This window comes from Nodularia harveyana UHCC-0300 (assembly GCF_034931085.1).
GTDB lineage: Bacteria > Cyanobacteriota > Cyanobacteriia > Cyanobacteriales > Nostocaceae > Nodularia > Nodularia harveyana.
In genome coordinates this window covers 348,354-373,111 of record NZ_JAYGHG010000001.1, presented here as the reverse complement: position 1 = coordinate 373,111, position 24,758 = coordinate 348,354, and the positions used below count along the sequence as shown (strand labels likewise).

The window sequence follows — 24,758 nt, the reverse complement described above, 5'->3', positions numbered from 1 at the left end:
TGTTTGAAAAGTATTATATGAAACCCATAATCTCCAAAAACCTAACCCCCCTACCCCCCTTCCCTACAAGGGAATGGGGTTTTCAAAGCCTCTCTCCTTGCAGGGGAGAGGTTTGGAGAGGGGTCAATTTATACATTAAAAACTTTTCAAACATCCTCTAAAAAAGATATTAATCCAAATTACTCAAAACATGGCTAACATCAACAGCTAATTTCTGCCCTAATTTCAGCAGTTGACGACATTGGTGATTTTCTTCTGGATTTCCTAAATTAGTGAGACACAACGGCACAATTTGACTTTGCAAACAACTAAAATATAACTCTTGGGATTTGTGGAGAGAAATACCGATATTTAGCTGATAGCTAACATCAATTAACCGTTCTAAACATTGAATTTCTGTGGTAAAACTGCCATTTTGATCATGTAACAATTGCCAGAGTAATCGTATGATCAATTGTTCTAATATCTGCTTACCTTCGGGAATATTTAACCGACAATGCAGATGTTTAGCTTCAGTGGCGATCGCCTCTAACTCGACAATGTGATTTAAAGTTAAGATTGATTCCGTGATATCTTGCTCAAGCGATCGCAATGTGATCATAGAACGTGAACCCAAAGCAATCTCGGCGGCTACCTGTAACTCTTGGGGAACCTCCAGTTCATCCCGGTGAAACGCCATCAACACACCGTAATTATTCCGATACACTTGGCTATAAAGTTGGTCTAAACGTGTCAGTGTTTCTTGACTCAGTAGCTGCATAATTCGGTGGCGTTCTTCAGCAAAGAGATTTTGCAAACCGAATGTCTCTTCATTAAATAGCTGTGTCATTGCCAAAATAGAGTGAGCTGCACTAGCCTGTTGTAAAGAGGTAAACAGCTTTTCTTTCAACTGACTGTAATCACGCCGTCCGGTAAATAATTGCGTACAGCAGTGGAAATCCCAACCACCCAAATGCAGCACAGCAACTACTAAACTCTCACTCTCCCAGGTAATTTCTGACACCAGTTGTAAATGTCCTACCGCCAGAGTCAATGATCCCATCCGTTGCAGTTGGTAATCTATCTCATTGACGGTGTAACAATAAACCCGCTTTTGCTGAGGATGAGGATATTTAGTTTTTTCCTGTGCAGAATGGGAATTAGATTTCTCTGTGGATTTTTGATTACCAAACAGAGAAGTAATGGCATAGTGGGCGGCTACTTGTTTTACACTAACTTGAGCGGTTTGCACCAGTTGCCGATAAACTTCCCCACCATGTTTAAACATATCCACATTACTGGGGGCTAAACATAGGCGATTGAGGAAACTTTTTTCCAACTGCACACCCGCCACATCTCCAGCTAATTCCAAAGCGCGGGAAGCATAGCGGAGAATCTGCGTACCTTCTGGGCGGGAAATTTCTTCAAAAAACCAACCGCAACTGGTAAACATCAACAAAGAGTGACGCTGCATTTCCAATAAACGTAAAGCATCAACTTGTTCTGCGGCGGTGAGTTTGTGGGTTTGATGACGAGTGAGGAAGCTGTTAACATTAGCAGGGGAGCGATCGCGCATCACTTGAATATATTCATCCCGTGCTACCCAAGGATCATTAAATAACAGTCGCGCATTTGACTCGTACACCTCAATTAGCTGATCCCGCAACCAATTCAAAGCCTCTCGCAAAGGTCGCCGCCATTTTTGATGCCAAACACCACCTTCACCACCACAACCACAGTCATCTTGCCATCTATCCACACCGTGGGCGCAACTCCAGGCCGTACCGGGTTTAATTTCCGCTTCCCAAGCGGGAGTATTTAGGCTGAGATAGTGAGCAAAATTTGTCACCGTCCAACCGTGTTTAGGAAACTCGCCGATAAAAGCATAAGCTAAAGTTTTCTCAGTTCCCTTCTTATGGTGTCCGAAGGTTTCCCCATCTGTAGCCACAGAAATTAATTGAGACGGACGATGATCCCCACGCACCGCCGACCCAATGCGTCCGGCAAAATGACTGGAATTAAACACCACATCACTAAAACCCATATCCCGTGAAATGGGACCATCGTAGAAAAAGATATCAATATAGGGGCGGCAATCTTCATGATCCCCACTTCCTGACCTAGTTGTGCTGAGAGGTGAAGCCGCAGTGCTAAGTGTTGGCTGGAAATAACAACGATAAGGACGGGTAGGGTCAATTTGACCACCGCCGACTTCTTGCCATTCCGGTTGGGGATCATCGTGAGTTGGTAGGGGACGACAACGCTGCGCCTGAGATGGTGCGAGGATAACGAAGCGAATACCTTCAGCCACCAAAGCCTCTAGAGTGGGATAGTCCACACCAGTTTCAGCTAACCACATACCTTCGGGATCACGCCCAAAGCGGGAGCGAAAATCGGCTTTACCCCAGCGAATTTGGGTGTATTTATCCCGTTCATTAGCCAGAGGCAGAATAATGTGATTATATACTTGGGCGATCGCATTCCCATGACCATGTAAACGCTGACAGCTCTTAATGTCTGCCTCCAAAATGCGCTGATACACCTCAAAATCGTAGCGTTCTAGCCACGACATCAGCGTCGGCCCCATATTAAAGCTGAAATATTCGTAATTATTCACAATTTTCACCACTTCACCCTGATCATTTAAGACCCTGGCAAAAGCATTGGGACGATAGCATTCCCAGTGAATCCGTTCATTCCAATCATGAAAAGGTGCAGCACTCGGTTGACGTTCAATCGCGTCCAAATAAGGATTTTCCCGTGGTGGCTGGTAAAAATGACCATGCACCGTTACATAAACACCAGTCGCCTGTTTCAGGGGATCAGTGTGGTGAGTATCATCAGGAGTTGAATTGGATGTAAAGTTAGCACTAGGGCTAACTGGTCTTTCAGCAGCAGAAGTCATGTATATTTATCCAAATAAAAAACTTACATTCGTGCCGAAAACTGGAATTTAAACCTTTCTACAGAAGTTTGAACCCCGAATCCGGTATAGAGTAAAACTATGAGTATAGGGTGCAGTAAATTTTCCTAAAAAACCGTTTAACTAGAGCAGTAAATCTGCGTTATCCCACAACCAGTCAGGTTTTTTTCAGCAACGCTAGTCAAATATTTCCCGGTCTATTAATCCATTAAACCCTATATTTTCCGAAAAATCCGAAATGTAATTGATATTTTTGCTACGAAAGTTTGCAAAATCTCCATAAATTGCAATTTTATTTTACATATTCATTGTCAATCCAGAGACAGTGAAATCTCTCCACAACCGCAGACACTTGAGAGTATCCTAGTGTGTGGTTGCAGATTATGGCGACTAATCACAATCTAAGTACAGGACACTCTCATTTTAAGGTAACAAACACCAGTGAAAAATCCATTTTTTCTGCTCTTATTACTGTTCATTCCCATTTCCGTCGCTGCTCACTTTTTAGAGTGGGGAGACTTGATAGTTTTCATTACAGCTGGTTTAGCAATTTTACCCCTAGCCGGCTGGATGGGTACAGCCACAGAAGAAATAGCTGTAGTCGTGGGTCCCACATTGGGAGGATTATTAAACGCCACTTTCGGCAATGCTACAGAATTAATTATAGCTTTAGTTGCCCTCAATGCCGGCTTAGTGAATGTAGTCAAAGCCAGTATTACTGGTTCCATTATCAGCAACTTATTACTGGTCATGGGTTTATCTATGCTGTTGGGTGGACTGCGTTATAAAGAACAGACATTTCAATCAGTTGTGGCGCGAATGAACGCTTCGGCGATGAATTTGGCCGTCATTGCCATTCTATTACCCACGGCGGTAAATTATACTTCCACCGGTATTCAGGAAGAAGTTCTGCAAAATCTTTCCCTTGCAGTTGCAGTGGTGTTAATTCTGGTCTATGTTTTAACACTAATATTTTCCATGAAAACCCACGCCTATTTATATGATGTCGGTGTTGCAGACATAGAAACCGAAGGAACGGAAGAAACCGAAGAAACACCTCATACCAAACCCAATATGTGGCTATGGAGTGGTGTATTGCTAGTATGTACTCTGTTCGTGGCACTGGAATCAGAAATGTTAGTCGGGTCTTTGGAAGTAGCGACATCACAACTAGGTTTAACATCACTATTTACAGGTGTAATTTTAGTTCCCATAATTGGTAACGCTGCGGAACACGCCACCGCAGTTACCGTAGCCATGAAGAATAAAATGGATCTTTCTATCTCGGTAGCTGTGGGATCAAGTATGCAAATTGCCCTATTTGTTGCACCTGTTTTAGTAATAGCTGGGTGGATACTTGACAAGCCAATGGATTTGGATTTTAACCCCTTTGAATTAGTGGCTGTGGCGGTATCAGTTTTAATTGCCAATAGTATTAGTTCTGATGGTGAATCCAATTGGTTAGAGGGAGTTCTACTATTAGCAGCTTATACAGTCTTGGGCTTTGCTTTTTACTTCCATCCTGTCATCGATGGTATCGGTTGATATAGCATTCCTCAATTGTTTCTGTAATTCTTCTTCCCATTCTTTGTGACCTTAGCAGTTTCTTATTTTATCTGTAAACTTCACCCAGGAAAAGCAAATATCACAATACTCTGATTTAGTGGCAAATTTGATGATACTTTGGGAAGAAGGAAGCAAATAATCGGCTCATGTAAATTTAACTCACTTAAATGGAAATATAGCCGTTTTCCCAGGGTTATCTCAGTTTTGCAGATTTATCAGCCATTGATTTTCCTGGAATTACGCACCAGTTTCCACAAGTGATTACAGCCTGAAAGTGAGAGGATTTCAGCCAAATATCAATGTAAAATAAAATTTCTGCTTTCTCTGCTAGCTGAATGGAGGTTTCTCAAATATTGAGATCCTCCCCTTCTTCCCTGTATAGTTAAAATGAAAATTTCATCCGGAACATTTAACTAGAAAAAACACAGATAACTATATACTTTTAAGACCAGGAAAGGGTATACTGATGGACTTAAAATGTAATAAATAAATTGATCATAGCCTAACAAATCTTCATCACAATGTAACTTTGATAACAACTGCAAAATGAAATTATTTATAAATAACACCGGATCAGAAAAGATCACATAAATGCTAGAGTTTTCTCCGTATAAACTATTCCGGACTAACAACAAAATTGTTTGTCAAATTAAAAATTAGGTTATTCATTAAATAAACGATAATGAGTGAAATTGGACTGCTGATTACGGGTATATTAACCGCAAGACAACTTTTGCCCAATAAATTACCGAAGCAGCAACCATTTCAGGTGGAAAATAGCTCGGAGAGGTTAACAAAGCAGAAGTTAACTCCATTAGTTAATAATTCTCCCATTACACCACCGGAATTTATGCCCACAGATGCAGTTTTGACAAAAACTTTCTCTGGATCTCAGTTAGGCGCAGATAAACTCTTGGATAAAATCAAAAATAGGCAACTGTCGCCAGTTTCTCTAACTTTAGCGAAGCAGCAGCCGACTCCCAATATAAAACAGAATAGTATGAAGCTAGCGGCGCGATCGCCAACTTATACAGGCGGTAGATCCTTACCAACTCTGCGTTTTGGTAGTTATGGTACTCCTGTAAGGGTGTTGCAAAGGTTGTTAGTTACTAATGGCTATGCTATTCGAGTCGATGGGGCTTTTGGTCCCCTGACTGAAACAGCTGTGAAAGCCTTTCAAAACCAACGCCGTGTGGGGGTAGATGGAGTAGTTGGCCCTGTGACTTGGCAAAAATTAACCATATAGTCATACCATTTGGAGAATGTGCTGAATTATGGGACAAACTAACGAATCCTACTCCCTACTCCCCACTCCCCAAGTTGTTAACGGTTTTGATGCTCTTCTAATAATGCTTGTGCTTTGGGTTTGTAAATTAAGTAGAACAAAGCTTCTAGATAGCGCAACAAGTCTTCTCGATTTTCCTTAGAGGTAAAGTTCCAAAAACCATAAATCCTGGCTAAGGATAATAGCTTGGTGGTGTGAATTTTCCAAGTATATGTACTCAATACCCGGTTAATCCCTTCTTGAGAAATAGCATCCCAATACTGAGGACTTTGATCACACTTGGTCACAAATTCTAAGATTTTAGCGGCGGTTTCTTCTAAGTTTGTGGGGTTAATGTAAAAGCCATTTACCTTATCTTGAATAATTTCTAGGGGTCCACCAAATTGTGTCCCAAAGGTGGGGATTCCGGAAACCATAGATTCCAAAATTGTCAAACCAAAGGCTTCAAATAAGGCTGGTTGGACAAAGATACCTTTACGATCAGCAATTACTCGGTAAATTTCACCAGAATCGGATTTGGTTAACCGGACACCTAACCAGCGAATCTTACCGTAGAGGTTGTATTTTTCAATGATTTGATACAGTTTGATAATTTCGTCTCGTTCTTCGTTGTCGCCGGACTCTTCGATCCGCAACTTACCGGCGATTAAGATTAAGTTGCAATGCTCTTGCAATTCTGGACTCTGACCATAGCATTCTGCTAAACCTGTGAGGTTTTTAATCCGGTCAAGACGTGCGACGGAGAATAGAGGGCGTTTTGTGGGGTCATCGAGTTTCCCAAAGATTTGCTGAGAATCTTCTAAGTTAAATAGAATGTCAGCTAGGCGATCGCCATCAGCTTCTACTCGGTCGGCGCTGCGGGTATAAGGGAAGTAGTAACTTTCGTTCACTCCGGGGGGTACAACGTTAAATTTCGGGCTAAATAATTCCACCCCATTAACTACGTGATATAACTCCGGCATGGTGAAGCATTTGTACGACTCGTACTGTCCGATACTATCAGCTGTCCCCACAATTTCTTGATAGGTACTGCTGACAATAAAGTTTGCTGCATTCATCGCAATTAAATCAGCAGTGAATTGTAAGGAAAAATGATATTTATTCTCTAGTTCTTCCCAGTAGAGGTTACTAAATAGATACTTGGATTTTTCTAAGGCGTGGGCGATGTTACACTGAGTCACATTCATCCGTCGGGCTAATAGAAATGCTACCAAGTTACCATCGGAGTAGTTACCGACAATTAAATCTGGTCGCCCTTGAAATTCTGCCAATAGTTCTTTTTCGGAGTCAATAGCAAAAGTTTCCAGATAAGGCCAAAATTCAAATCGGGAAATCCAGTTTTGGGTAATATTGGGATTAAATTCCCGCAGAGGTACACGTAAAATCCAGGCGTTTTCTGTGCCGTGGACTTTTTCCAACTTCTGATTACACAGTGTCCCGTCACTATTGGGAATTAGACGGGTGAGAATAATTACCTTGGGTTCGACGTTCAGCCCATCTAAACCGGCTAATTGAGCATCTTCTTGGAGTTGCTTTTCTAAATTTTTGGCTTGGTCGAGGACATAGACTACTTGTCCACCAGTATCAGGACGACCTAAAACGCCTTCTTGACCGAACCAACCGTGGGCTGATACCAGGACGATTCTAAAAATCATCGGGATGCGAGAGATAAAGGCTTCTATGGTTTGGGGGTCAGGAGAGTCGATTAGTTCATCTAAAATATCTAGGGTTTCACGTACCCGCATGGCTGTGTTACCCCAACCCGGTTCCAAACCCATCATCTGCAATTCAAAGCGGAATTTTTCGTAGGGTTCATCTTTGGGGCGATCGCTGACATAGGTAATGGCTTTTTTAACCTGGTCGGAAAGTTGCTGCTGAGTTTTGATGCGATCGTTAATTAGCAACTGTACTCCGTTGTAGTGGTGCAGACGCAAGAAATTTAATAAGCTATCTAGTAATTGTTGCGAGTCTTGAAATATTTTGCTGGATAGATAGCGGTTGAGAAATTGCACCCCTTTACCAATGTTTTTCGGGTCGCGGATAACTGGGGTGTAATCATAGAATGGTCCAAAATCCAGTTCTAGTAAATCACCTTCTTGGGGATGAGATTTATTTACGAAGCGATCGCGTAGATCCAACAATTCCTCAGTTGTCATTGGCTCAACATTCAAATCCCCTGTGAGCCGATATACCTCTTGACTAGCAATTTTAGGACGAATGATAAAACAAAGGCTAGAATCTTCTTGAATAATTTCCTGAGTATAGTAAATGAGTTTTCCTAAGCGAGACGCAGCAGCGCTAGTTTCTGACTTGTCAGATTTGGAACAATAATCAATAAATACATTTAGAATATCGTTACGCAGCAAGTAATTTTTTTCATCCTGGCGTAACTGACTTAAAAACGAACGCAAATCGCTTTTTTCTTCACTATCCAGGATTGCTTGGATCAATTCAGACATGGTAACCCCTAACGTTAAAATTGCATTTTGACTCGCAGAACAGAGCTAACACCTCTTCCTGAAGTCTGATTACATATAAACACAAATCAACACAGACCCATTTGCTATCTGTGTTCCAGAAATTAGCCATCAAAAGGCCTCTTGCTTTGTGTTACACTTTACTCAGAATATATAATACTCAGTATTTTTCACTCTAACCAGAGAGTGACAATCTCTCATCCCATTGGCAGAGGATCTATATGTGATGATTTGCACACAAGTTTGCAGAAATATTACCTGTAAGCTGAAAACTGGTGCTTTGGGATTGAATGATAAAACTTAGCATACCAGCTCATATCACTGCATCACTATTGAGTCTCACTAGAAACCATTAATGAATGATAATGTAGGAAAAATTCGTCAATAAATTAGACGTACAACAGGCAAAATATCTGTTGTTCCCCAGGCGAAACCACCGAAATAGTATAGCATACCAACCCACCCACACCAGTAATCAAGGTAATAAGATTAACTAATGTTATTAAGACAGCAAAACATAGTGTCAAATGACATTAAGCATCGCCTATCGACAAACACATTGAGTAATACCAAACGGATACATCGATGGGGCAACTTTATCGCGGGGTTTTCCATCGAGTTTGTCGAGCAGTGCCTGTCGGTTATGATGCCTGGACCAGAGACTGGCTCGATCATTGATCCATTTAGCGGATGTGGCACTACATTAATTGCTGCAAAAAATCTAGGCTTTAAGGCGGTTGGTTATGAACTAAATCCAATCTTTCATACAGTTTCATCCGGAAAACTCCAGCATTACTGCGTGGAAGACCTAGAACATATTTTGAGTAATATCAAGGAGAGAAGTGATCCGTTGCTATGGTCTGATGATGCGGTCAAGTTTCTATCAAAGCTTTTCACTGTTGAAAATTTAAACCTTATAAATATCGCTATTAGCAATTTAAGCAAGGTCTCTCCTGATTTGCACAGTCTGGGCATTGTGATGATTTTAAGAGCTTGTGAATTATCATGTGGCTCCCAGACAGACGGCATATATAAAGCACCCACATCCACTAAAAAACATATCCCATTCAACTTAGCTATAGAGCTTGTTGCCTCTGAGTTTATGGATGACATTAGTTCTAATTGGTATCAAGACCATTGGGTTCATACCCATAGCGCAAAAGTCATAAGAAAATCATCTTTGGATATGAAGGAAATTAATCCCAATAGTGCAAGTTGTTGTATTACTTCTCCACCATACCTAAACAATTTTGACTATGCTGAAATGACTAGAATGCAGCTTTATCTTTTGGGATGGTGTAGTAGTTGGAAGCATATTTCCGAGAATGTAAGAAATCATTTGATTACAAACACCACTACCGCGCTCAGAGGCAAAAAGTCATCTGACTATCAAAACGCCGCCCGCGCTTCAACTCCTAATTTGCTTCATTCGGAATTAGATCAACTTGTTAACCAATTAGAAAAAGAGCGTGCAGTAAGAGCGGGAAGGAAAGAATATGATTATCTGGTTTATCCATACTATTCACAAATAACTCAAGTGCTGAATGGTGTATTTAAAGCTCTGCGCCCTGGAGGGAAAATTCATTGGGTTGTAGCTGATGCGGCCCTTTACGGAATACATATCGAGACTCATGAACATACATCTTTGATTATGAGAGAAATTGGTTTTAAAGATGTCAAGGTGAAACTTCTGCGCCAGCGTGGGCATAGATGGGTACTATCAAAACGTGATGGTGCTAAAAAAGGGCTAGGAGAATATCACATTGAGGCTGTGAAATGAAAATGACAATTTATCAAAAGGCAAATGAGTCCATGCGCCTTGAGATTGAGCGATACCTGGCACTTGCCGAAAAAACAAGAGGATTTTCGTTTATCGATGAAGAAATGCTATCTGACCCTCTAGAAAGATTGATGTTTGCTGCAGGTATTGGCCTCTATGTTTCTGATCCTACTACAATCGATCCTGCTCATTTGGTTGCAGAATGGAATAGAAAGCGAGCCGTGCCTTTTGACATTGAAAGAAGTGTTACTATAGGTGTCTACAGCCTCATTAGGCCATTCGCAGATGAGCTATATGATGCTGCTGCTAAACTTACTAATAACTTCACTGAATTTGATGCTGAAGCGCTACTAAACAATCCACATTTGCTCCCCATTTTTCAGCATTTAGCAGGTGTTTTTAGCAAAGCCACCCTCAAAAAAGAAGTCGGCGCTGTCTCTGACACTGGTTTTTCAAAACCTGCTGCTGAGAGACTTTCAGTTTTTCTCTCACAGAGGGTTTCATCTTTATCAATAGTCAAAGCAAATATTCTTCAAAGAATGGAATCTACTATGGAGGGAATTGTTCGTGACCTTGTTGGCAGGGTTTTGCTGGAGGAGGTTGTTGCCGAGTCATTGAAAGATGAAAATGTTCCGTTCCAACGAGAAGATGAATATTCTTCATTAACGGGAGTGGTTTATAATTTTAGAGCAGATTTTGTGGTTCCAAATGCAAAGCAGCCCATAGCATTTATTGAGGTTCGGAAATCTAGTAGCCGCCACGCATCCCTATATGCAAAAGATAAGATGTTTTCAGCAATAAACTGGAAAGGGCATTATCAAAACTTAATTGGCATCATTGTTGTGGATGGGGACTGGACGCAGGCGACTTTGCAGGCAATGGCAAAGGTGTTTGACTATGTAATTCCATTACACCAATGCCCTTATATGGCAAAGATTCTGAAAAATGCCATAGAAGGTGATGATACTGTCCTAAAGTGGCTATTAAATTTTAGTATCACAGAGAATCCAAAATTTAATAAAACTACCATCAGTCGCATTGATCCGGATGCTAAATAACCTCTTTGCTTCCTTTTGTAGCCACTTCTCATCGGTTCACAAGTGCCAAAATAGCAAAGCTCAACCTCCGCAAAACCAAATCATTACTCCTGCTAGAACATTTATTATCTCAGAAACAACAAAACTTATATCGCTTTTGCATTAAAATAGGGCGAACGATGGGACTCGAACCCACGAATGGTGGTACCACAAACCACTGCCTTAACCTCTTGGCTACGCTCGCCATGCGACAGTTCCGATTATAGCACCTTGCTCGAAAAAAAAGCAAGGGGTTTTCTCAAGGAACGGATTTTGTTGATTTAGAGTCTTTGAACTCCAATAACTATTGAGAATCAAGGCGAGAAAGAATGAAAGCACTCAGCATTATTTTGGGTTCCACAGCATTAGGATTAGCAGCCTTTGGGGTGGCTATGGCCACAACTAATCCTTCTCAGGCTGAATACGAAGAGTATGCCACACAACGGCTAACAGAATATTTAAAAGAGGATGTTTGCAGCAAAACCCAAAATTTTTTAGAAAGTTTAATTAAATCTCAATGCGACAATCTGGTAGATCAAGCCAGTCCCCAAATACGAGAAATCTTGTCACGAAGTACAGAAAAGCAAAATTATGTCATTTTTACTATTTACAAGACGGAGTTAAAACTGAGTTCTTTAATACCGGGATATAAATTTGAAACCGTGGGAGGATTGAATCAATTTTATACATACATGGCTGAAAGGCAATGAGCCTAAATGAAATTCTGTCCCCACGACGGCTGTCTCTATTCACAAAACCCTAACAGGACTAAAGTTTTTCATATTAGTTAGTTTTAATTTACTTCAGGGTTGCTAAACACTTTAACTCTAGCTGGAAACTGCTGTATCTTGGTGTGTGTCTAATTCCGGTTTTAAATTATGATCAAATCTGCGTATTTACTGGTATCCCACGGTAGCCGCGACCCCCGCCCAGAAGTTGCTATGCAGGAATTAGCAGAGTTAGTTTCTCAGACATTCGGCAAGATTAATCCTCTAGTAGATATTGCTGCTTTAGAATTACAACCACAACCTTTACATCAACAAATAATCAAATTTGCCCATAGTGCTTTAGTCGCAGGGGTTGGTTGCGTGGAAATTTTACCCCTATTTCTGCTACCTGGTGTTCATGTCAAGGAAGATATTCCTGAGCAAATTGCTTTGGCACAACAGGCTCTGGGTGACGATATGATCATTAAGCTGCAACCTTATTTAGGGACTCATCCAGGTTTAGTAAAATTATTCTCTCAGGAGATGAGGAGGATAAAAGCTGAAACTACCATTTTGTTGGCTCATGGTAGCCGTCGTCCTGATGCTTTACAACCAATAGAAATTCTAGCAGCCAAATTAGGTGCAGTAACGGCTTATTGGGCTGTGGCTCCAAGTTTAGAATCACGTATACAAGAATTGGTAGCTGTGGGAAAACGGGAAGTTGCTATTTTGCCATACTTTTTATTTACAGGTGGCATTACCGATGCGATCGCTCAGTCCATAGAAAAGTTAAAATTACAATTTCCTACTGTCACTTTCCAACTGGCGGAACCTTTGGGAGCAAGTGCAGAATTAGCTGAGATGATTGGGGATTTAATTAATACATGAGCCGCACAGAGAAAGTAGCGCTAAGGAGTTTGGGTAAGGTTTATTTATTAGGTGCGGGGCCAGGAGACCCAGGACTGATGACCCTCAAGGGTAAAGCTTTGTTAGAATCTGCCGATGTGGTGATTTATGATGCCTTGGTCAGTCCAGAAATTTTGGCGATGATTAATCCCCAAGCTGAAAAAATCAACGCGGGTAAGCGCATGGGGAGACATTCATTATTACAAGAAGAAACCACCCATTTGTTAATTGAAAAGGCGCAAGAAAACGCTGTAGTGGTGCGGTTGAAGGGCGGCGACCCGTTTATTTTTGGTCGCGGTGGCGAGGAAATGGCAGATTTAGTCCAAGCCGGGATACCTGTGGAAGTTGTACCGGGTATTACATCGGGAATTGCGGCTTCTGCTTATGCAGGTATCCCGTTAACTCATCGGCTTTATAGTTCTTCAGTTACTTTTGTGACTGGGCATGAGTCGGCAGGTAAGTATAAACCGAAAGTCAATTGGCACGCGATCGCCCAAGGTTCCGAAACCATTGTAATTTACATGGGCATTCATAATCTCCCTTATATTGTGGAACAATTCACCCAAGCCGGGCTGGATTTACGGACACCCATTGCTTTAGTCCGTTGGGGTACAAGACCCGAACAAGAAGAATTAATTGGCACTTTAGCAACCATTATTCCCCAAGTTGAAGCCACAGGATTTAGCGCTCCGGCGATCGCAGTTATTGGCTCAGTAGTAAATCTGCACAGTATTTTATCTCAGTGTCGCCCTGTTTAATTACTAGTCAAATCAGAATTAATCATAAAAGTAGGTTGGGTTAGGCGATCGCGCAACCCAACAAGTTTATGTAAATCTTGAATCTGATTCATGATGACCATCAATCAAAAAAACTCATTCTCGCCAATTATTGATTACTAAAGGATATCCTAATGCTTGAATTTTCTGATAATGTTTAGTATTACCTGTGACTAAAATTAAGTTATTGGCGATCGCTATAGAAGCTATTAAAACATCTGCTAATCCGATTGGTTTTCCTGATGTTTCTAAATCCGCTTGAATCAAGCCTGAAATTTCTGCACAGCTTTGGTCTAAAGGCAAGATTTCCAGTTGAAACAAATCTGTTAAAAATTCTTGAATGCGGTCATTTCGATTGATTCTCCTCCATCCCTTGATAATTTCGGAAACAGTAATCACAGAAATTGTATGCTGTTGCCATATAGCTCTATAAGTAATAGACTCGGCATTAATTTTATAATTTTTACCTTTGCGAATTTCTGATAAAATATCCGTATCAATTAAAGATTTTCTCACACCTAACTTTAGTCTCTATAATTCCTGTGTTTTAAAATATCTGCGACCATTTCATCAACTAATTCAGAATCATCAGCCCATTTACCTATAAATGTATCATTAAGAATTTTTGGTTGCGTGAGATGCCCAATCATTGCTGTAATTAAATCTGATACTTGGCAATCATAGGTTTGTGCCAATTGGTTGATTTTGGCAAAGGTTTCTTGATCGAGTTCTATTTCTAGTTTTTGCATAGGTGATTAAGAAGTTGAAAATTAACAGCTTAATATTAATTATAAGTGAATCGACTTTATTTACCGCCGAAACCAAGAGCGAACCCAACGCCACAACCGCCGCAACCACGACCAAAAACCACGACGAGGAACTACAGGCGTTTGTGGTTAAGAAAGACGCTCAATTAAGTTTTTGCAACGTTGCACATTAGCATCAAGTCCCATTTTTTGATACAGTTCATGAGCATTGCGATAAGCACCAAGCGCGTCTGATTTCCGGTTGACATCCATTAATGCTCCACCTAAGTTAAACCACGCATTCGCTTCCCCCCTGCGATCACCAATCTTGCCATACTCTATATTCTTTTGTATCTGTAAAGATTGCTGAAGGTATTTAATTGCTTTCTTGGGCTTTCCTAGACGATGATAAATAACACCCAAATTGTTTAAACAATTGCTTTCTCCATTGGGATCATCTGTCTTCTTTCTTATCTGCCAGCATAGATAGTAATATTTAATAGCCTTTTCGTAGTCATTCAATAAGTTATGAGCATTACCCAAGTTGTTTAATGATGTGCCTTCAGCATTGCTATCTTTATTTTCCCTAGCTATCTGCAAAGACCAATTATGGTACAAAATCCCCTGCTGGTAATCTGTTAGAGCATGGTAGACATTGCCCAAATTTCCCAAAGAAGAGCCTTCAGCATTGTGACTGCCTATCTTGATAGCTATTTGCCAACACTGCTTGTAGTACTCAATCGCCTGTTTATACTGCCCTAATGAGTAGTAGGTATTACCTAATTCATTGATGGAAAACCAATATTTCCAAGTTTCTTGCTCCCCAGTTTTGTCCCACATTTCTCTCAACTGTCCGTATACATCATCAAGAGTAGTGTAATAGCCCTGTAAGGTCAAAAATTCATTGCAGAATAGAATGTTATCAAAAGCCAAATCATAATTTTTTAGTTGAAACCAGTGATAAAAAAGTTCTAAATATTCTTTGATATCTTCTTTAGTCTGCCAAGGTTTTTGTTTAACATTCAAAAGATAGTAATTGATAGCTCTTTGATGCGCCTCTCTTTGATTACCTGCTTTATACCGCACATACTCCAACACCACAGGCTGAAACTCAAATCGCCGTTTACCATTGAGTTTTTCTACCAACAAAGAACGCTTAACCAGATTCCTTAACTCTTGCTCAATTTCTGCTTCTGAACTTCCCAGTAATACTGCCAAAGCTGCTGCGCTATCAATTGCACCACGATAAACACTAATATTCAGCAATAAAGCCTTTTGTAGTTCACTCAATCTTGCAAAACTGGCATCCAATACCAACACCATCCCCACATTTGCCCGACGATGCACGCCTACCACTTGGGGATCTGTCAACAACTGCTGCAAGTTGCCTAAACCTAAATCTGCTAGTCTGCTTAAATCCGGGTCTTGGGAATATTCTGCTTTTAATAAATCTGCTACCAATTTCAACAATAAGGGATGCCCATCTACCAGTTTGACAAACTCGGCTAAATCTCCCCGAATGCCTAATGCAGTTAACAGTGCGACTCCTTCCTCTACTTGCAAACCTTTCAGGGGTAGCCATTCAAAGCCTTTTGGTAATTCTGGTCTTTCCCTAGTGGTGACTAAGACTTTACTATTACTGCCAGATTCCACCCAAGCGTTAAAGAAATCACCATAAAATAGACCTCCCCATTGTCTATCTGCTTGTAATAAACTCTCTAAATTGTCAATAATCAGTAAAAATTGACCAGTTCGTAAACACCTAATCAACGCCTCGACTAACTGCGTTTCTTGTTCTGGAACCGGAAAGCCAAACTCTTGTAATACTTTCCTCGCTAAATCGCTAAAACTTGCCCCGTTACCGACATCAGCCCAAAAACGTTTAGGGAAACCCCCAATTTCATCATAAATTTTAGCGGACAGCGTAGATTTCCCTGTACCACCAATGCCTTCTATGCCAATGAGGAACGTATTTTTATCAGTTAACCATTGTTGTATTTTGGCAATTTCTTCTGTTCTTCCTTGCCAATAAGCCAAGCTTTTGGGGGAGTCACCTGCTTTTAAAATCCCTGGTGATTCTGTTTTACTGCCACTTTCTAGATGAACCAGAATTTGAACTTGTTCTGTTGTTAGGTGAAAATTTTCTGCATCAACGGAACCAATTTGAGTTAATTTACTCGTATTTTGGGCATTTCCCTCTAATTTGATGATTCTTTGGTTGCCGGGGTTGGTTTCTTCCATTTGCTGAATGATAGTAAATGAATATCACGCAGAGGCGCAGAGACGCAGAGAGTCAGTGAGTTTTAGGTGATACTCTGCGTACTTTTGCGTTTAAAAAGTCACTTCATTAGCTTCAATCTTCCCGACTTGCTTTAAGGTACTTTGGTCGTAAGCATTAGCATTCATTTGAATGTTGTCACCAGATTGATTATTTCCAGATTGCAAAATTTGAGCTATTTCCTCTGCCAGTGCGGTATCAGCATCCAAAATCTTCTTCAATTGCACCCGCAAACTTGCTTGTAAATCTTCATTCTCTGGATTTTCAGCTACATCTGTCGCGGCTTCTTGGGCTGCTTCTTTAACCTCTACTTTAGGTTGTAACTTAGCCCAAATAGCCTTTGCTTTATTCCAACCATCTTCACCAACTTTCTGAGATGCTCCTTCTATGGCTTTATTACCTGCATTCAGCAAAAATGGCAGACAGGGAGCCAGAAGTTTGACGATTGAGATGATATCCATTTATTTACGCAGTTTATCGCAATTAGTTATACAAATGTATATTAGCGCATCATAATTCTGACTTGCGGCAATAGGATAATACAGTAATTACTCATCAGGAATATATCTGAGTCCCCAAACCATAATTCTTTTCAGCACAGGGCGGAGGCTTTTACCTCGTTCTGTTAATTGATAGCTCATCCGACGTGGATGATTACTATACTTTTAACTTGCAATTTAAAACTTGAGTCCTCGTACTTCAAAAACATATACAGAAGGCATAAAATGGCACAAATTATCATTGTCGGCGCAGGTCCCACAGGTGCAACACTAGCCCTCCTCCTAGTCAAACGTGGCATTAATGTCACTCTCATCGAAGCTGCAAAAGACTTGCATCGGGTGTTTCGTGGTGAGGGATTAATGCCTAGTGGGTTAGATGCACTCGCACAAATGGGACTATCTAGGCTGTTAGAAAATATTCCCACTCGCCCACTCGATGGCTGGGAGTTCATCATTAATGGAAAACCATTATTTCGCGTAGACGAGCCAATGGGTGCAAGTCGTCCCTGTACATTAGTATCACAACCGCCATTACTCAAAGCACTGATTTTAGAAGCTCAAACCCATGATGGATTTGAATTTATCCAGGGTGTTGCTGTGAAAGATTTATTGTGGAGTGGTGAACGTGTTGCAGGTGTAGTTCTCAGTGATGGGCGACAACTCACTGCTGATTTAGTGATTGGGGCGGATGGTCGTAACTCAATTGTCCGAGAACGCGCCGGATTAAAATTAGTACATCAGCCTAAAAGTATTGATATTCTCTGGTTTAAGCTGGCTGCTAGTCCTCAGTTTGTCGATGATAATGTATTTCGGACTATTGTTAATAGCGATCGCGCGGAGCGCAATGCCGGGGGCCGCATTTTCAGCATTTTTCATGGTGCGGAGTCAGGTAAACTACATCTAGCTTATGTAATTTCAGCCACAGAACCAACCGACTATAAACAAGCAAATTGGGGAGAAATCTTCGCTTCCCTATCCCCCTCATGGTTAGCAGAACATTTCCGCCATCATGCAGACACCATCGAATCTCCCATTAAGTTATCTGTTCTCGTTGGTTGTTGTCCCCAATGGCACGCACCAGGGATATTACTGTTAGGTGACGCTGCACATCCCATGTCTCCTGTCCGCGCTCAGGGTATAAATATGGCATTGCGGGATGTAATTGTAGCGGCTAATCATCTAGTCCCCATATTGTCAGCAGATGGAGAACATCAGCAGATCGATTTAGCACTATCAGACATTCAAACAGAACGGGAGCCAGAAATTATCCGCGCCCAGCAACTCCAGTTACAAGAAGCCGCACAAGGCGAACTCCTACGGAACAATCCCCTAGTGCGATCGCTCTTAATCCAACTTGCGCCTCTACTACGGACAATCATTAAAAAATCTTGGTCTCGGAGACAACGCCAAATGCGCCAAGGAATCACACGGGTAAGTTTAAAAGTGTGAAAAACTGCTAATGCAAATACTACTATTTCAATTGGAAGTCTCTAATATTGTTATAAATTTTTTGGAGAGCTAAGTTACAGATATCAATGCGACTATTCTTAACATTTGTAGCAATATGGGGGAAGATTAGACAATTCTCTAATTGATGCAAGGGGTGTGAGGGAGGTAGAGGCTCTGGGTTTGTCACATCTAACAGCGCCATGCTGATTTCCTGAGAATTGAGAGCTTGATATAAGTCATCCTGATTGCAGATTCCACCTCTGGCAATATTAATGAAAATAGATGAAGATTTCATCTTAGTAAAGGTATCTAATGAAAACAAATTTCGTGTTTTAGCATTAAGTGAGCAGCTGGCAATCACAGCGTCTGACTCTTGAAGTAATTCCCCAAAAGGTCTAAATTCTATCCCATACTCCTGCTCTATATTCTGTTTTCTGTGGCGTGAGTAATATATTAACTTAGATCCAAAGCCAGTTAGCCTTTGGGCAATTGCTGTACCAATATTACCCAAACCAACAATTCCAATGGTCATCTTCGATAACGAGGAACCCGACAGGTTCCACATATAATACCAAGGTTCTTGGTCAGGTTCTTGTTGTAAGCTCTGATCTAACCTCCGTACCCCTAGAAGTAACAAAGCTACCCCATAATCTGCAACAGCATTGGTTGTTATGTTAGGGACGTTATAAACCTCTATGCCATGTTTTTGGCATTCTGATAAATCAATATGATCCGTTCCTGTACTCATGGTTGCAATAATGTTGAGGCGAGAACCTGCGGCGGCTTTAATTAATGAACCATCAATCCGATCTCTATAAGTACACAGAATTGCATCATAGCTTTTGGTACTTACTTTTTCTAGGATTTCTGCATAATCCATCGGCCGCTTTTCTCTAAAAATATCCACAGAAAATTCTTCTGGTAATGATTTCAGACATTCTTTGGGAATTATGGCTGTACTGAGGATTTTAAACATGACAGATGAATTTTTTGAATTTTAGCAAGGGAATGTCTCAAGGATGTACTACTTTCAGCCAGTTCAGACAATCTGATGTGACGCTCCCACGGGTAGATATCATACACACAATTAGAATTAAACTAAGCTGAAATTGAAGAAATATCTAGTGCTTTTGTTATCTCAAAACATCCCCAAGAAAAAGAACCATTTTCAAAAGCATCAAGGCGATCAACTAAAGAGGTGCGAAATTGCTTCAGGTATTCTTCACTAACGCTTCCATCAACCATCTGATCCCAAAATTGATCAATTTGGTCAATCATTTTCTGGAAGTTAATCCCTAAGTGACTGGTAAAATCATGATAAGTGACATTTTTTAGCCCCTCAGAAGAACTCCACGCTATATAATCGCTAACAGAGCCTAAACCTGTAACAGCATTGCGATCGCTGAATGTGTTTGTATCAGCTTCGTCAACGTTTTCCCCACGCATAATATCGCTAAAGACACATATTCCGCCAGGTTTTAAGACTCTGTTGACCTCTTTAATTACCTGATGTTTATCTTCTGCATGACAAAAAGCTTCTTCACTCCAGACAGCATCAAATTGATTAGTCCAATCTTGGGGAAGATCCTCAAAACTGCATTCAACAATATCAATCAGATTAGCAATACCAAGCTTTTTAGCCTGGAGAAGATTTACCTGATTTTGATCTGGACAAATATTAACGCACGTAACCCGACATCCATAATTCAATGCCAAATGGTGAGCCGCACCTCCATACCCAGAACCTAGATCAACAATACGTTTTCCTATTCCAAGAGACAACCTCTGATCGATCAAATTCGCCATAAATTTGATCACATTTTCTGATGCTTTACCAACACTCTCATCGGGATTTTCATAAATCCCATAGTGAATGCTAAATCCAAAATCTCCCATAACAGTTTGATAGAACTGTATCCCTTGATCAGAATTATATTGCTCTAGAATTTTCTTTCGGTTGTCAGATAAACCCAAGTCTAAAGAGGAATTTGTTTGGTTTGACATCAATCTCTGTTTATTAATTATGTAATTAGTCGGACAAAGGTCAAGTTTAATGTGAGATAAGAAGTCAGAAGTCAGGAGACATTCATGCCATTTACACTAGTTTGAGAAATGTTAAAAATTCTTCAGAAAATACCTGAGCCTTTTTCATTAAACCAGATTTTTGCCAAGCTGACTTCTTTGCGACACATTCATACAGTTTCTACAGGCGTTAAACCCTCGTAAATTGGCAACGTCTCTGCCATACATAGAAACCTTTTCAGGCTATTCTGTCGCCACCTCAAGTATTAAACCCCGATTCTATTGATGTACCAGTCATAACTAACCCCATGACTTTCCAAGGTGTATCTCCATACTTTGGTAAAATTGCGATCAATTAGACATTTATCTATTTCTACTGCTTCGGGACAAGCTTCATAGCGAGGTATTAAGTTTTGTTCAAGGTATATTGCTTGTAGTTGAGGTAGGGTTTGTTTAGCTCCTTCCAATGCTTTTAACTCACCTCCCTGGATGTTCATATAAAGAAAATCAAAATCTGATATCTCTCCTGAAGACTTTTCTATGATAGTGTCAATTGTCTGAAGTGGTACTTTGATTGTTTCATTGACTTTAACCTGCGAGTAAATAGTTTCCTCGTTGATTATGGCCTCTTTTGGTTTAAACAGCGAAGTTAGTTGTGATTCTGATGTCATATAAAGTTCAGCTTCTCCATCGACTGCACCAACCGCAGTATGAAAAATCTCAATTGATGTTGTTGGCTGTCCCTCAACCAGGGTGTCATAATAACTTAGCAGTTGATTAATCACCGTAATTTTTTCTTGAAGCTGTTGAAATAATTCGGGTTGTGGTTCTATTACTAGAATTTTCTTAAATCCTAATAAAACTAATGCTAACAACATTTCCCCTTTATGCCCGCCTAGATATATTGCTCCATTACGTTTACATGAGTATTTGCGTAATAATCTGTCATAAAGAAAAAAGTCATAATAGATTTCTTCTTCAATCTCTTTCTTGATTTTTGCCTCTCCTAAGTATTCTTGTAATATCTTCTTTTTTAAAATAAGTAATTCGCTGATCAGTTTACCTTGAGATTCGATATCTTGGAGCATTTTCATTGTGTCAACTTAGAGGGTTAGTTAGATAGAAGTAACTGATGAGTATTTTACACGCTTACGTGCGTGAACAGGTAAAAAAAAAGCCAAGTAGACAACGATGCTGATTATCGACACCTTTGTGGATGCCCTAAAACTACCAATTCCCAGTTTCCTAGAAGATGGTGAAGAGATTTAAAGTCCCTTAGGTCAAATGCTTAACGATCCCGATGCTTTTGATTTACCATAAGGATCTGAACCAGCAGGAGCAACAAAAGATTGCGTTCTTATCTCGAGAGACGCACCTCCACCTTTACATTGCAATCATCCAACAGTCAGTATTCACCAGAAAATGGAAGGTTGACACAGATGGGTTTTCTGATTAGAAATCGAGGAAATTAGCGGTCTTTATTCGGTAATTATTGACGGTTCAGGGACTAAAGTCGCCTACAACTACGAAGTGAGCTAATCAGAGTAAACCTAGTCAGCGTGTCACGAGGGGCAACTAGTACAAAACCTTTTGTAGTATGATACTACGGTATCTTCTATATAGTGAGTTTTTTGATTTTAAATCTACTCTATTACCCTTGCCATAGATATGAGAACTATTTAACCAAAATGTTATGAATAATAAACAGATAGAAATATTTTTTCAACTTCATCAGGGTATACCCAGGGAAGGTCCAGGGGATTCGGAATCTACAAAAAATGCTTTCTTAAAATTGAGAGATTTACCACCTAACCCCCACATTATAGATATTGGTTGTGGACCCGGCTTTCAAACTTTAGACTTAGCTAGCCTGACTGATGGCACAATTATTGCTATTGATAACCATGATATTTATGTGAATGAACTAAAACAGCAAGTGCTTCAACAAGGATTATCAGAAAAAATTACTGTAATTAATGCTGATATGTTTGCTCTTGATTTTCCTGATGCAACTTTTGATGTAATTTGGGCGGAAGGCTCAATATATATTCTTGGGTTTGAAAATGGACTAAAGCAATGGAAACCTTTGTTAAATCAGAGAGGATACTTAGTAGCTTCAGAACTTACATGGCTTAAACATGACGCACCAAAAGAATTAAAAGAATTTTGGAGTGTAGGTTATCCAGCCATGCAGGATATTGAAGGTAATTTAAAGATTATCCAAAATAGTGGCTACAAAATTATTGACTATTTTATACTCGCAGAATCAGCTTGGTGGAATCATTACCATCAACCTTTAGAAAAAAAATTACAGGGTTTAAGAAAATATTACCAAAATGATATAGAAGCTCTGGAAGTAATCAATATGGAGCAATTGGAGATTGATATGTATCGTAAATACTCAGAATATTATAGTTATGTGTTTTATATTATGCAGAAATGATAATTTTCTACTAGAAAGATTATATAGTGTTACTAATATTACGTAATATTTTGGAAAATTATCTTTAATAAATCTCCTTGTGTAAAAGGTTTAGGTAAAAAACCGGAAGCTCTAACTAGCTTGGCTCTAGCTCTATCAATGAGTCCTGTTTTAGCTGTCACCATAATTACAGGCGTATTTTTAAACGATGAGTGCTTACGTAATAATGAGCAGACTTCATAACCATCAAGTTGGGGCATATCAACTTCTAACAAAATTATATCTGGTTTATTCCGCATAATTTCCGTTAAAGCATTGAAAGAATCGGTAATTGTAATTACGGAAAATATTTGCTCATCTAAATAATTTTCAATACTATTTAATACCGTAGGATTGTTATCAATAAACAGTATCTTGTAGAGCTTTTTTGCAACAGGCGGTTTAGTTTGCTCACAACTATTAGGTATATTTTTCTTGTCTTCACTTACTTTTTGTGTTTGTGGTGATGGCTGGTGAAAGCGCACATCTGGCGAAAATTTGATTGCAGAACCGGGTGAAGTGTCTCTGTAAGTTCCCTGACGGTGTTCGACTAATAAACGGATATTTAAATGACAATATTTTGGCATATCATCCAGAAAGCTTTCTGAGATAAATTCATAACTTCCTTCTTCTAAGCACAAAAATGTTTCTAAGACTTCTAGCGCCAGTAACTCTATGAGTTTCCCTGCTTGAGTCGGATTAATGTATTTTTGACTGACTAACCAACAAATAGCCAGATAATCTGGGTTGGAGATAGCCTGATTTTCAACCCGGTTTTCAAACATGGCTTGCAATTGCTGATCAATTCCATCAGGAAGAGTTGAGATTTGCGGACTTAAGGTTTGCAAATTTCTGTAAAGCCGCTCAAATATCTTCTCTGAATAAGAAGCATAGATTAGCTTACCTTCTTCTATATAAATTGACCAAGAACCAGATGGGCTAAATACTTGCAAGCAACCATTAACAGTCTTAGTGGTGATTTTTTTTAAAAGAGATATGGGTTGAAGTTTTTGGAAAAATCTATATCTACTAATGGGAAGTGTCTTCATCGGCACAGATTTGAGATATAATTAAAAGCCACGATCAAAATTAGTGAATAACTATTTCAGCATTCACAACGAGATTTTTAAAATTAGTGTTCAGCTTAATATAGCGGTCATGTTCGAGTTAGTACAGAGATTCTTCACCCCTAACTCCTAATTGCCAAATATCTGTTAAGATATGGCTGATCTATTGATAATTTGCAGTGGTAGAGTCCGTTATGCTGATGTAAAACAGCAAAATCACCCCATTAGTTAACGGAAAGTAGTGGTAGAAAAACCAACTCAATTGTTTGTTATGACGCTGATTAGCCTAGTATTACAGTAACTTAACTGCGGTAAATAGACTATTGGCTCTAGCCCATCAGTAGCAAAAATATCTCTGTTATCCGTGTTTTATCAATTGATATTTTCGTTAATCAGGTATTAAAGCTCAAATCACTAGGATAATGTGTATTGTAATTAACTAAGTATCTATCCTGGTTAGGTTTGCACAAGTTTGGGATTACTGGTTTCTTTGTTCGGCCAATGGTAAGCCATCAGGTTACTGTGATTATCGTCACTGATGATGACAAGTTGAGATAATGGGACGATTGCTGACAGAAAAACCAATAGTCTAGGATTCAGTAGAATTTAATCACTTGATCAGCCTTGAAAATATGTCTGGTGTTATGTGGTGATCAATAGTGATTCGGCACTACTTTTATGGACATATTAAATCATTTGCAGTGCAATCCTATGAGGATAGTAGATACAAACCCCATAGCTTTTTTAGCTAAATGGTAGA

The 24,758-nt window shown here is 39.8% G+C and carries 19 protein-coding genes, 1 tRNA gene and 1 pseudogene; 9 read left to right on the top strand and 12 right to left on the bottom strand.

Annotated features, from left to right (window positions below):
* Nucleotides 1-169 precede the first annotated feature (169 nt).
* On the bottom strand, nucleotides 170-2,884 hold the full coding sequence (locus tag VB620_RS01640; RefSeq protein WP_323194375.1) for a DUF3536 domain-containing protein: 2,715 nt from the start codon (nucleotides 2,882-2,884) through the stop codon (nucleotides 170-172).
* Nucleotides 2,885-3,343: 459 nt separating this feature from the next.
* On the opposite strand from VB620_RS01640, the gene cax reads away from it, so the two are divergent.
* Both cax and VB620_RS01630 read left to right on the top strand, forming a co-directional pair.
* Entirely contained in the window at nucleotides 3,344-4,447 is a 1,104-nt protein-coding gene (gene cax, locus VB620_RS01635) for a calcium/proton exchanger (RefSeq protein ID WP_323194374.1), read from the top strand.
* A gap of 703 nt (nucleotides 4,448-5,150) precedes the next feature.
* Nucleotides 5,151-5,714 carry a peptidoglycan-binding domain-containing protein gene (locus tag VB620_RS01630; RefSeq protein WP_323194373.1) on the top strand — a complete coding sequence of 188 codons (564 nt, stop codon included), beginning with the start codon at nucleotides 5,151-5,153 and terminating at the stop codon, nucleotides 5,712-5,714.
* A 77-nt stretch (nucleotides 5,715-5,791) separates the two neighbouring features.
* On the opposite strand, the gene VB620_RS01625 is transcribed toward VB620_RS01630, so the two are convergent.
* Nucleotides 5,792-8,212, bottom strand: a complete 2,421-nt coding sequence (locus tag VB620_RS01625; protein ID WP_323194372.1) for a sucrose synthase — start codon at nucleotides 8,210-8,212, stop codon at nucleotides 5,792-5,794.
* Between the two features lie 514 nt (nucleotides 8,213-8,726).
* Between VB620_RS01625 and VB620_RS01620 the strand changes: the two genes are divergently transcribed.
* Together VB620_RS01620 and VB620_RS01615 are read left to right on the top strand one after the other, a co-directional pair.
* On the top strand, nucleotides 8,727-10,010 hold the full coding sequence (locus tag VB620_RS01620; protein ID WP_323194371.1) for a DNA methyltransferase: 1,284 nt from the start codon (nucleotides 8,727-8,729) through the stop codon (nucleotides 10,008-10,010).
* Entirely contained in the window at nucleotides 10,007-11,068 is a 1,062-nt protein-coding gene (locus VB620_RS01615; protein ID WP_323194370.1) for a hypothetical protein, read from the top strand. The genes VB620_RS01620 and VB620_RS01615 overlap by 4 nt, the downstream gene beginning before the upstream one ends.
* Before the next feature lie 150 nt (nucleotides 11,069-11,218).
* On the opposite strand, the gene VB620_RS01610 is transcribed toward VB620_RS01615, so the two are convergent.
* Nucleotides 11,219-11,291: transfer RNA gene (locus tag VB620_RS01610), tRNA-His, on the bottom strand.
* 124 nt (nucleotides 11,292-11,415) lie between these two features.
* On the opposite strand from VB620_RS01610, the gene VB620_RS01605 reads away from it, so the two are divergent.
* From VB620_RS01605 to cobA, 3 genes are all read left to right on the top strand, one after another.
* Nucleotides 11,416-11,796: a DUF4359 domain-containing protein gene (locus tag VB620_RS01605; RefSeq protein WP_323194369.1), complete on the top strand. Its 381-nt coding sequence runs from the start codon at nucleotides 11,416-11,418 to the stop codon at nucleotides 11,794-11,796.
* A gap of 171 nt (nucleotides 11,797-11,967) precedes the next feature.
* Nucleotides 11,968-12,681, top strand: a complete 714-nt coding sequence (locus VB620_RS01600) for a sirohydrochlorin chelatase (RefSeq protein WP_323194389.1) — start codon at nucleotides 11,968-11,970, stop codon at nucleotides 12,679-12,681.
* Nucleotides 12,678-13,457 carry a uroporphyrinogen-III C-methyltransferase gene (gene cobA / locus VB620_RS01595; protein WP_323194368.1) on the top strand — a complete coding sequence of 260 codons (780 nt, stop codon included), beginning with the start codon at nucleotides 12,678-12,680 and terminating at the stop codon, nucleotides 13,455-13,457. The genes VB620_RS01600 and cobA overlap by 4 nt, the downstream gene beginning before the upstream one ends.
* A 114-nt stretch (nucleotides 13,458-13,571) precedes the next feature.
* On the opposite strand, the gene VB620_RS01590 is transcribed toward cobA, so the two are convergent.
* From VB620_RS01590 to VB620_RS01570, 5 genes and pseudogenes are all read right to left on the bottom strand, one after another.
* Nucleotides 13,572-13,991, bottom strand: coding sequence for a PIN domain-containing protein (locus VB620_RS01590; protein ID WP_323194367.1), 420 nt, complete (start codon nucleotides 13,989-13,991; stop codon nucleotides 13,572-13,574).
* Between the two features lie 8 nt (nucleotides 13,992-13,999).
* Complete coding sequence (locus tag VB620_RS01585) at nucleotides 14,000-14,224, bottom strand: hypothetical protein (RefSeq protein ID WP_323194366.1); 225 nt, start codon at nucleotides 14,222-14,224, stop codon at nucleotides 14,000-14,002.
* Nucleotides 14,225-14,371: 147 nt separating this feature from the next.
* Nucleotides 14,372-16,462 carry a tetratricopeptide repeat protein gene (locus VB620_RS01580; RefSeq protein ID WP_323194365.1) on the bottom strand — a complete coding sequence of 697 codons (2,091 nt, stop codon included), beginning with the start codon at nucleotides 16,460-16,462 and terminating at the stop codon, nucleotides 14,372-14,374.
* A 90-nt stretch (nucleotides 16,463-16,552) separates the two neighbouring features.
* Nucleotides 16,553-16,960, bottom strand: coding sequence for a hypothetical protein (locus VB620_RS01575; protein WP_323194364.1), 408 nt, complete (start codon nucleotides 16,958-16,960; stop codon nucleotides 16,553-16,555).
* An 87-nt stretch (nucleotides 16,961-17,047) separates the two neighbouring features.
* Nucleotides 17,048-17,149 (bottom strand): annotated as a pseudogene (locus tag VB620_RS01570) (winged helix-turn-helix transcriptional regulator); the annotation flags it as partial.
* A gap of 75 nt (nucleotides 17,150-17,224) precedes the next feature.
* Between VB620_RS01570 and VB620_RS01565 the strand changes: the two are divergent.
* Entirely contained in the window at nucleotides 17,225-18,448 is a 1,224-nt protein-coding gene (locus VB620_RS01565) for an FAD-dependent monooxygenase (protein ID WP_323194363.1), read from the top strand.
* Between the two features lie 22 nt (nucleotides 18,449-18,470).
* Here VB620_RS01565 and VB620_RS01560 read toward each other — a convergent pair whose 3' ends face one another.
* The 3 genes from VB620_RS01560 to VB620_RS01550 form a co-directional block, all read right to left on the bottom strand.
* Complete coding sequence (locus tag VB620_RS01560; RefSeq protein ID WP_323194362.1) at nucleotides 18,471-19,424, bottom strand: NAD(P)-dependent oxidoreductase; 954 nt, start codon at nucleotides 19,422-19,424, stop codon at nucleotides 18,471-18,473.
* 122 nt (nucleotides 19,425-19,546) lie between these two features.
* Nucleotides 19,547-20,452, bottom strand: coding sequence for an SAM-dependent methyltransferase (locus VB620_RS01555; RefSeq protein ID WP_323194361.1), 906 nt, complete (start codon nucleotides 20,450-20,452; stop codon nucleotides 19,547-19,549).
* Between the two features lie 284 nt (nucleotides 20,453-20,736).
* Nucleotides 20,737-21,564 carry an FkbM family methyltransferase gene (locus tag VB620_RS01550; protein WP_323194360.1) on the bottom strand — a complete coding sequence of 276 codons (828 nt, stop codon included), beginning with the start codon at nucleotides 21,562-21,564 and terminating at the stop codon, nucleotides 20,737-20,739.
* A gap of 599 nt (nucleotides 21,565-22,163) precedes the next feature.
* Between VB620_RS01550 and VB620_RS01545 the strand changes: the two genes are divergently transcribed.
* A complete protein-coding gene (locus VB620_RS01545; protein ID WP_323194359.1) occupies nucleotides 22,164-22,913 on the top strand; it encodes a class I SAM-dependent methyltransferase in 750 nt (249 codons plus the stop codon).
* 38 nt (nucleotides 22,914-22,951) lie between these two features.
* Here VB620_RS01545 and VB620_RS01540 read toward each other — a convergent pair whose 3' ends face one another.
* Entirely contained in the window at nucleotides 22,952-23,980 is a 1,029-nt protein-coding gene (locus tag VB620_RS01540; protein WP_323194358.1) for a response regulator, read from the bottom strand.
* Nucleotides 23,981-24,758: the final 778 nt, after the last annotated feature.

Excerpts from the sequence above, each read along its gene's own strand:
- VB620_RS01625 (WP_323194372.1), bottom strand. The coding sequence starts at position 8,212 with ATGTCTGAATTGATCCAAGCAATCCTGGATAGTGAAGAAAAAAGCGAT.
- VB620_RS01615 (WP_323194370.1), top strand. The coding sequence starts at position 10,007 with ATGAAAATGACAATTTATCAAAAGGCAAATGAGTCCATGCGCCTTGAG.
- VB620_RS01575 (WP_323194364.1), bottom strand. The coding sequence starts at position 16,960 with ATGGATATCATCTCAATCGTCAAACTTCTGGCTCCCTGTCTGCCATTT.
- VB620_RS01580 (WP_323194365.1), bottom strand. The coding sequence starts at position 16,462 with ATGGAAGAAACCAACCCCGGCAACCAAAGAATCATCAAATTAGAGGGA.
- VB620_RS01555 (WP_323194361.1), bottom strand. The coding sequence starts at position 20,452 with ATGTCAAACCAAACAAATTCCTCTTTAGACTTGGGTTTATCTGACAAC.
- VB620_RS01565 (WP_323194363.1), top strand. The coding sequence starts at position 17,225 with ATGGCACAAATTATCATTGTCGGCGCAGGTCCCACAGGTGCAACACTA.
- VB620_RS01560 (WP_323194362.1), bottom strand. The coding sequence starts at position 19,424 with ATGTTTAAAATCCTCAGTACAGCCATAATTCCCAAAGAATGTCTGAAA.
- cobA (WP_323194368.1), top strand. The coding sequence starts at position 12,678 with ATGAGCCGCACAGAGAAAGTAGCGCTAAGGAGTTTGGGTAAGGTTTAT.
- VB620_RS01550 (WP_323194360.1), bottom strand. The coding sequence starts at position 21,564 with ATGAAAATGCTCCAAGATATCGAATCTCAAGGTAAACTGATCAGCGAA.
- VB620_RS01540 (WP_323194358.1), bottom strand. The coding sequence starts at position 23,980 with ATGAAGACACTTCCCATTAGTAGATATAGATTTTTCCAAAAACTTCAA.
- VB620_RS01545 (WP_323194359.1), top strand. The coding sequence starts at position 22,164 with ATGAATAATAAACAGATAGAAATATTTTTTCAACTTCATCAGGGTATA.
- VB620_RS01585 (WP_323194366.1), bottom strand. The coding sequence starts at position 14,224 with ATGCAAAAACTAGAAATAGAACTCGATCAAGAAACCTTTGCCAAAATC.
- VB620_RS01640 (WP_323194375.1), bottom strand. The coding sequence starts at position 2,884 with ATGACTTCTGCTGCTGAAAGACCAGTTAGCCCTAGTGCTAACTTTACA.
- VB620_RS01605 (WP_323194369.1), top strand. The coding sequence starts at position 11,416 with ATGAAAGCACTCAGCATTATTTTGGGTTCCACAGCATTAGGATTAGCA.
- VB620_RS01620 (WP_323194371.1), top strand. The coding sequence starts at position 8,727 with ATGTTATTAAGACAGCAAAACATAGTGTCAAATGACATTAAGCATCGC.
- VB620_RS01630 (WP_323194373.1), top strand. The coding sequence starts at position 5,151 with ATGAGTGAAATTGGACTGCTGATTACGGGTATATTAACCGCAAGACAA.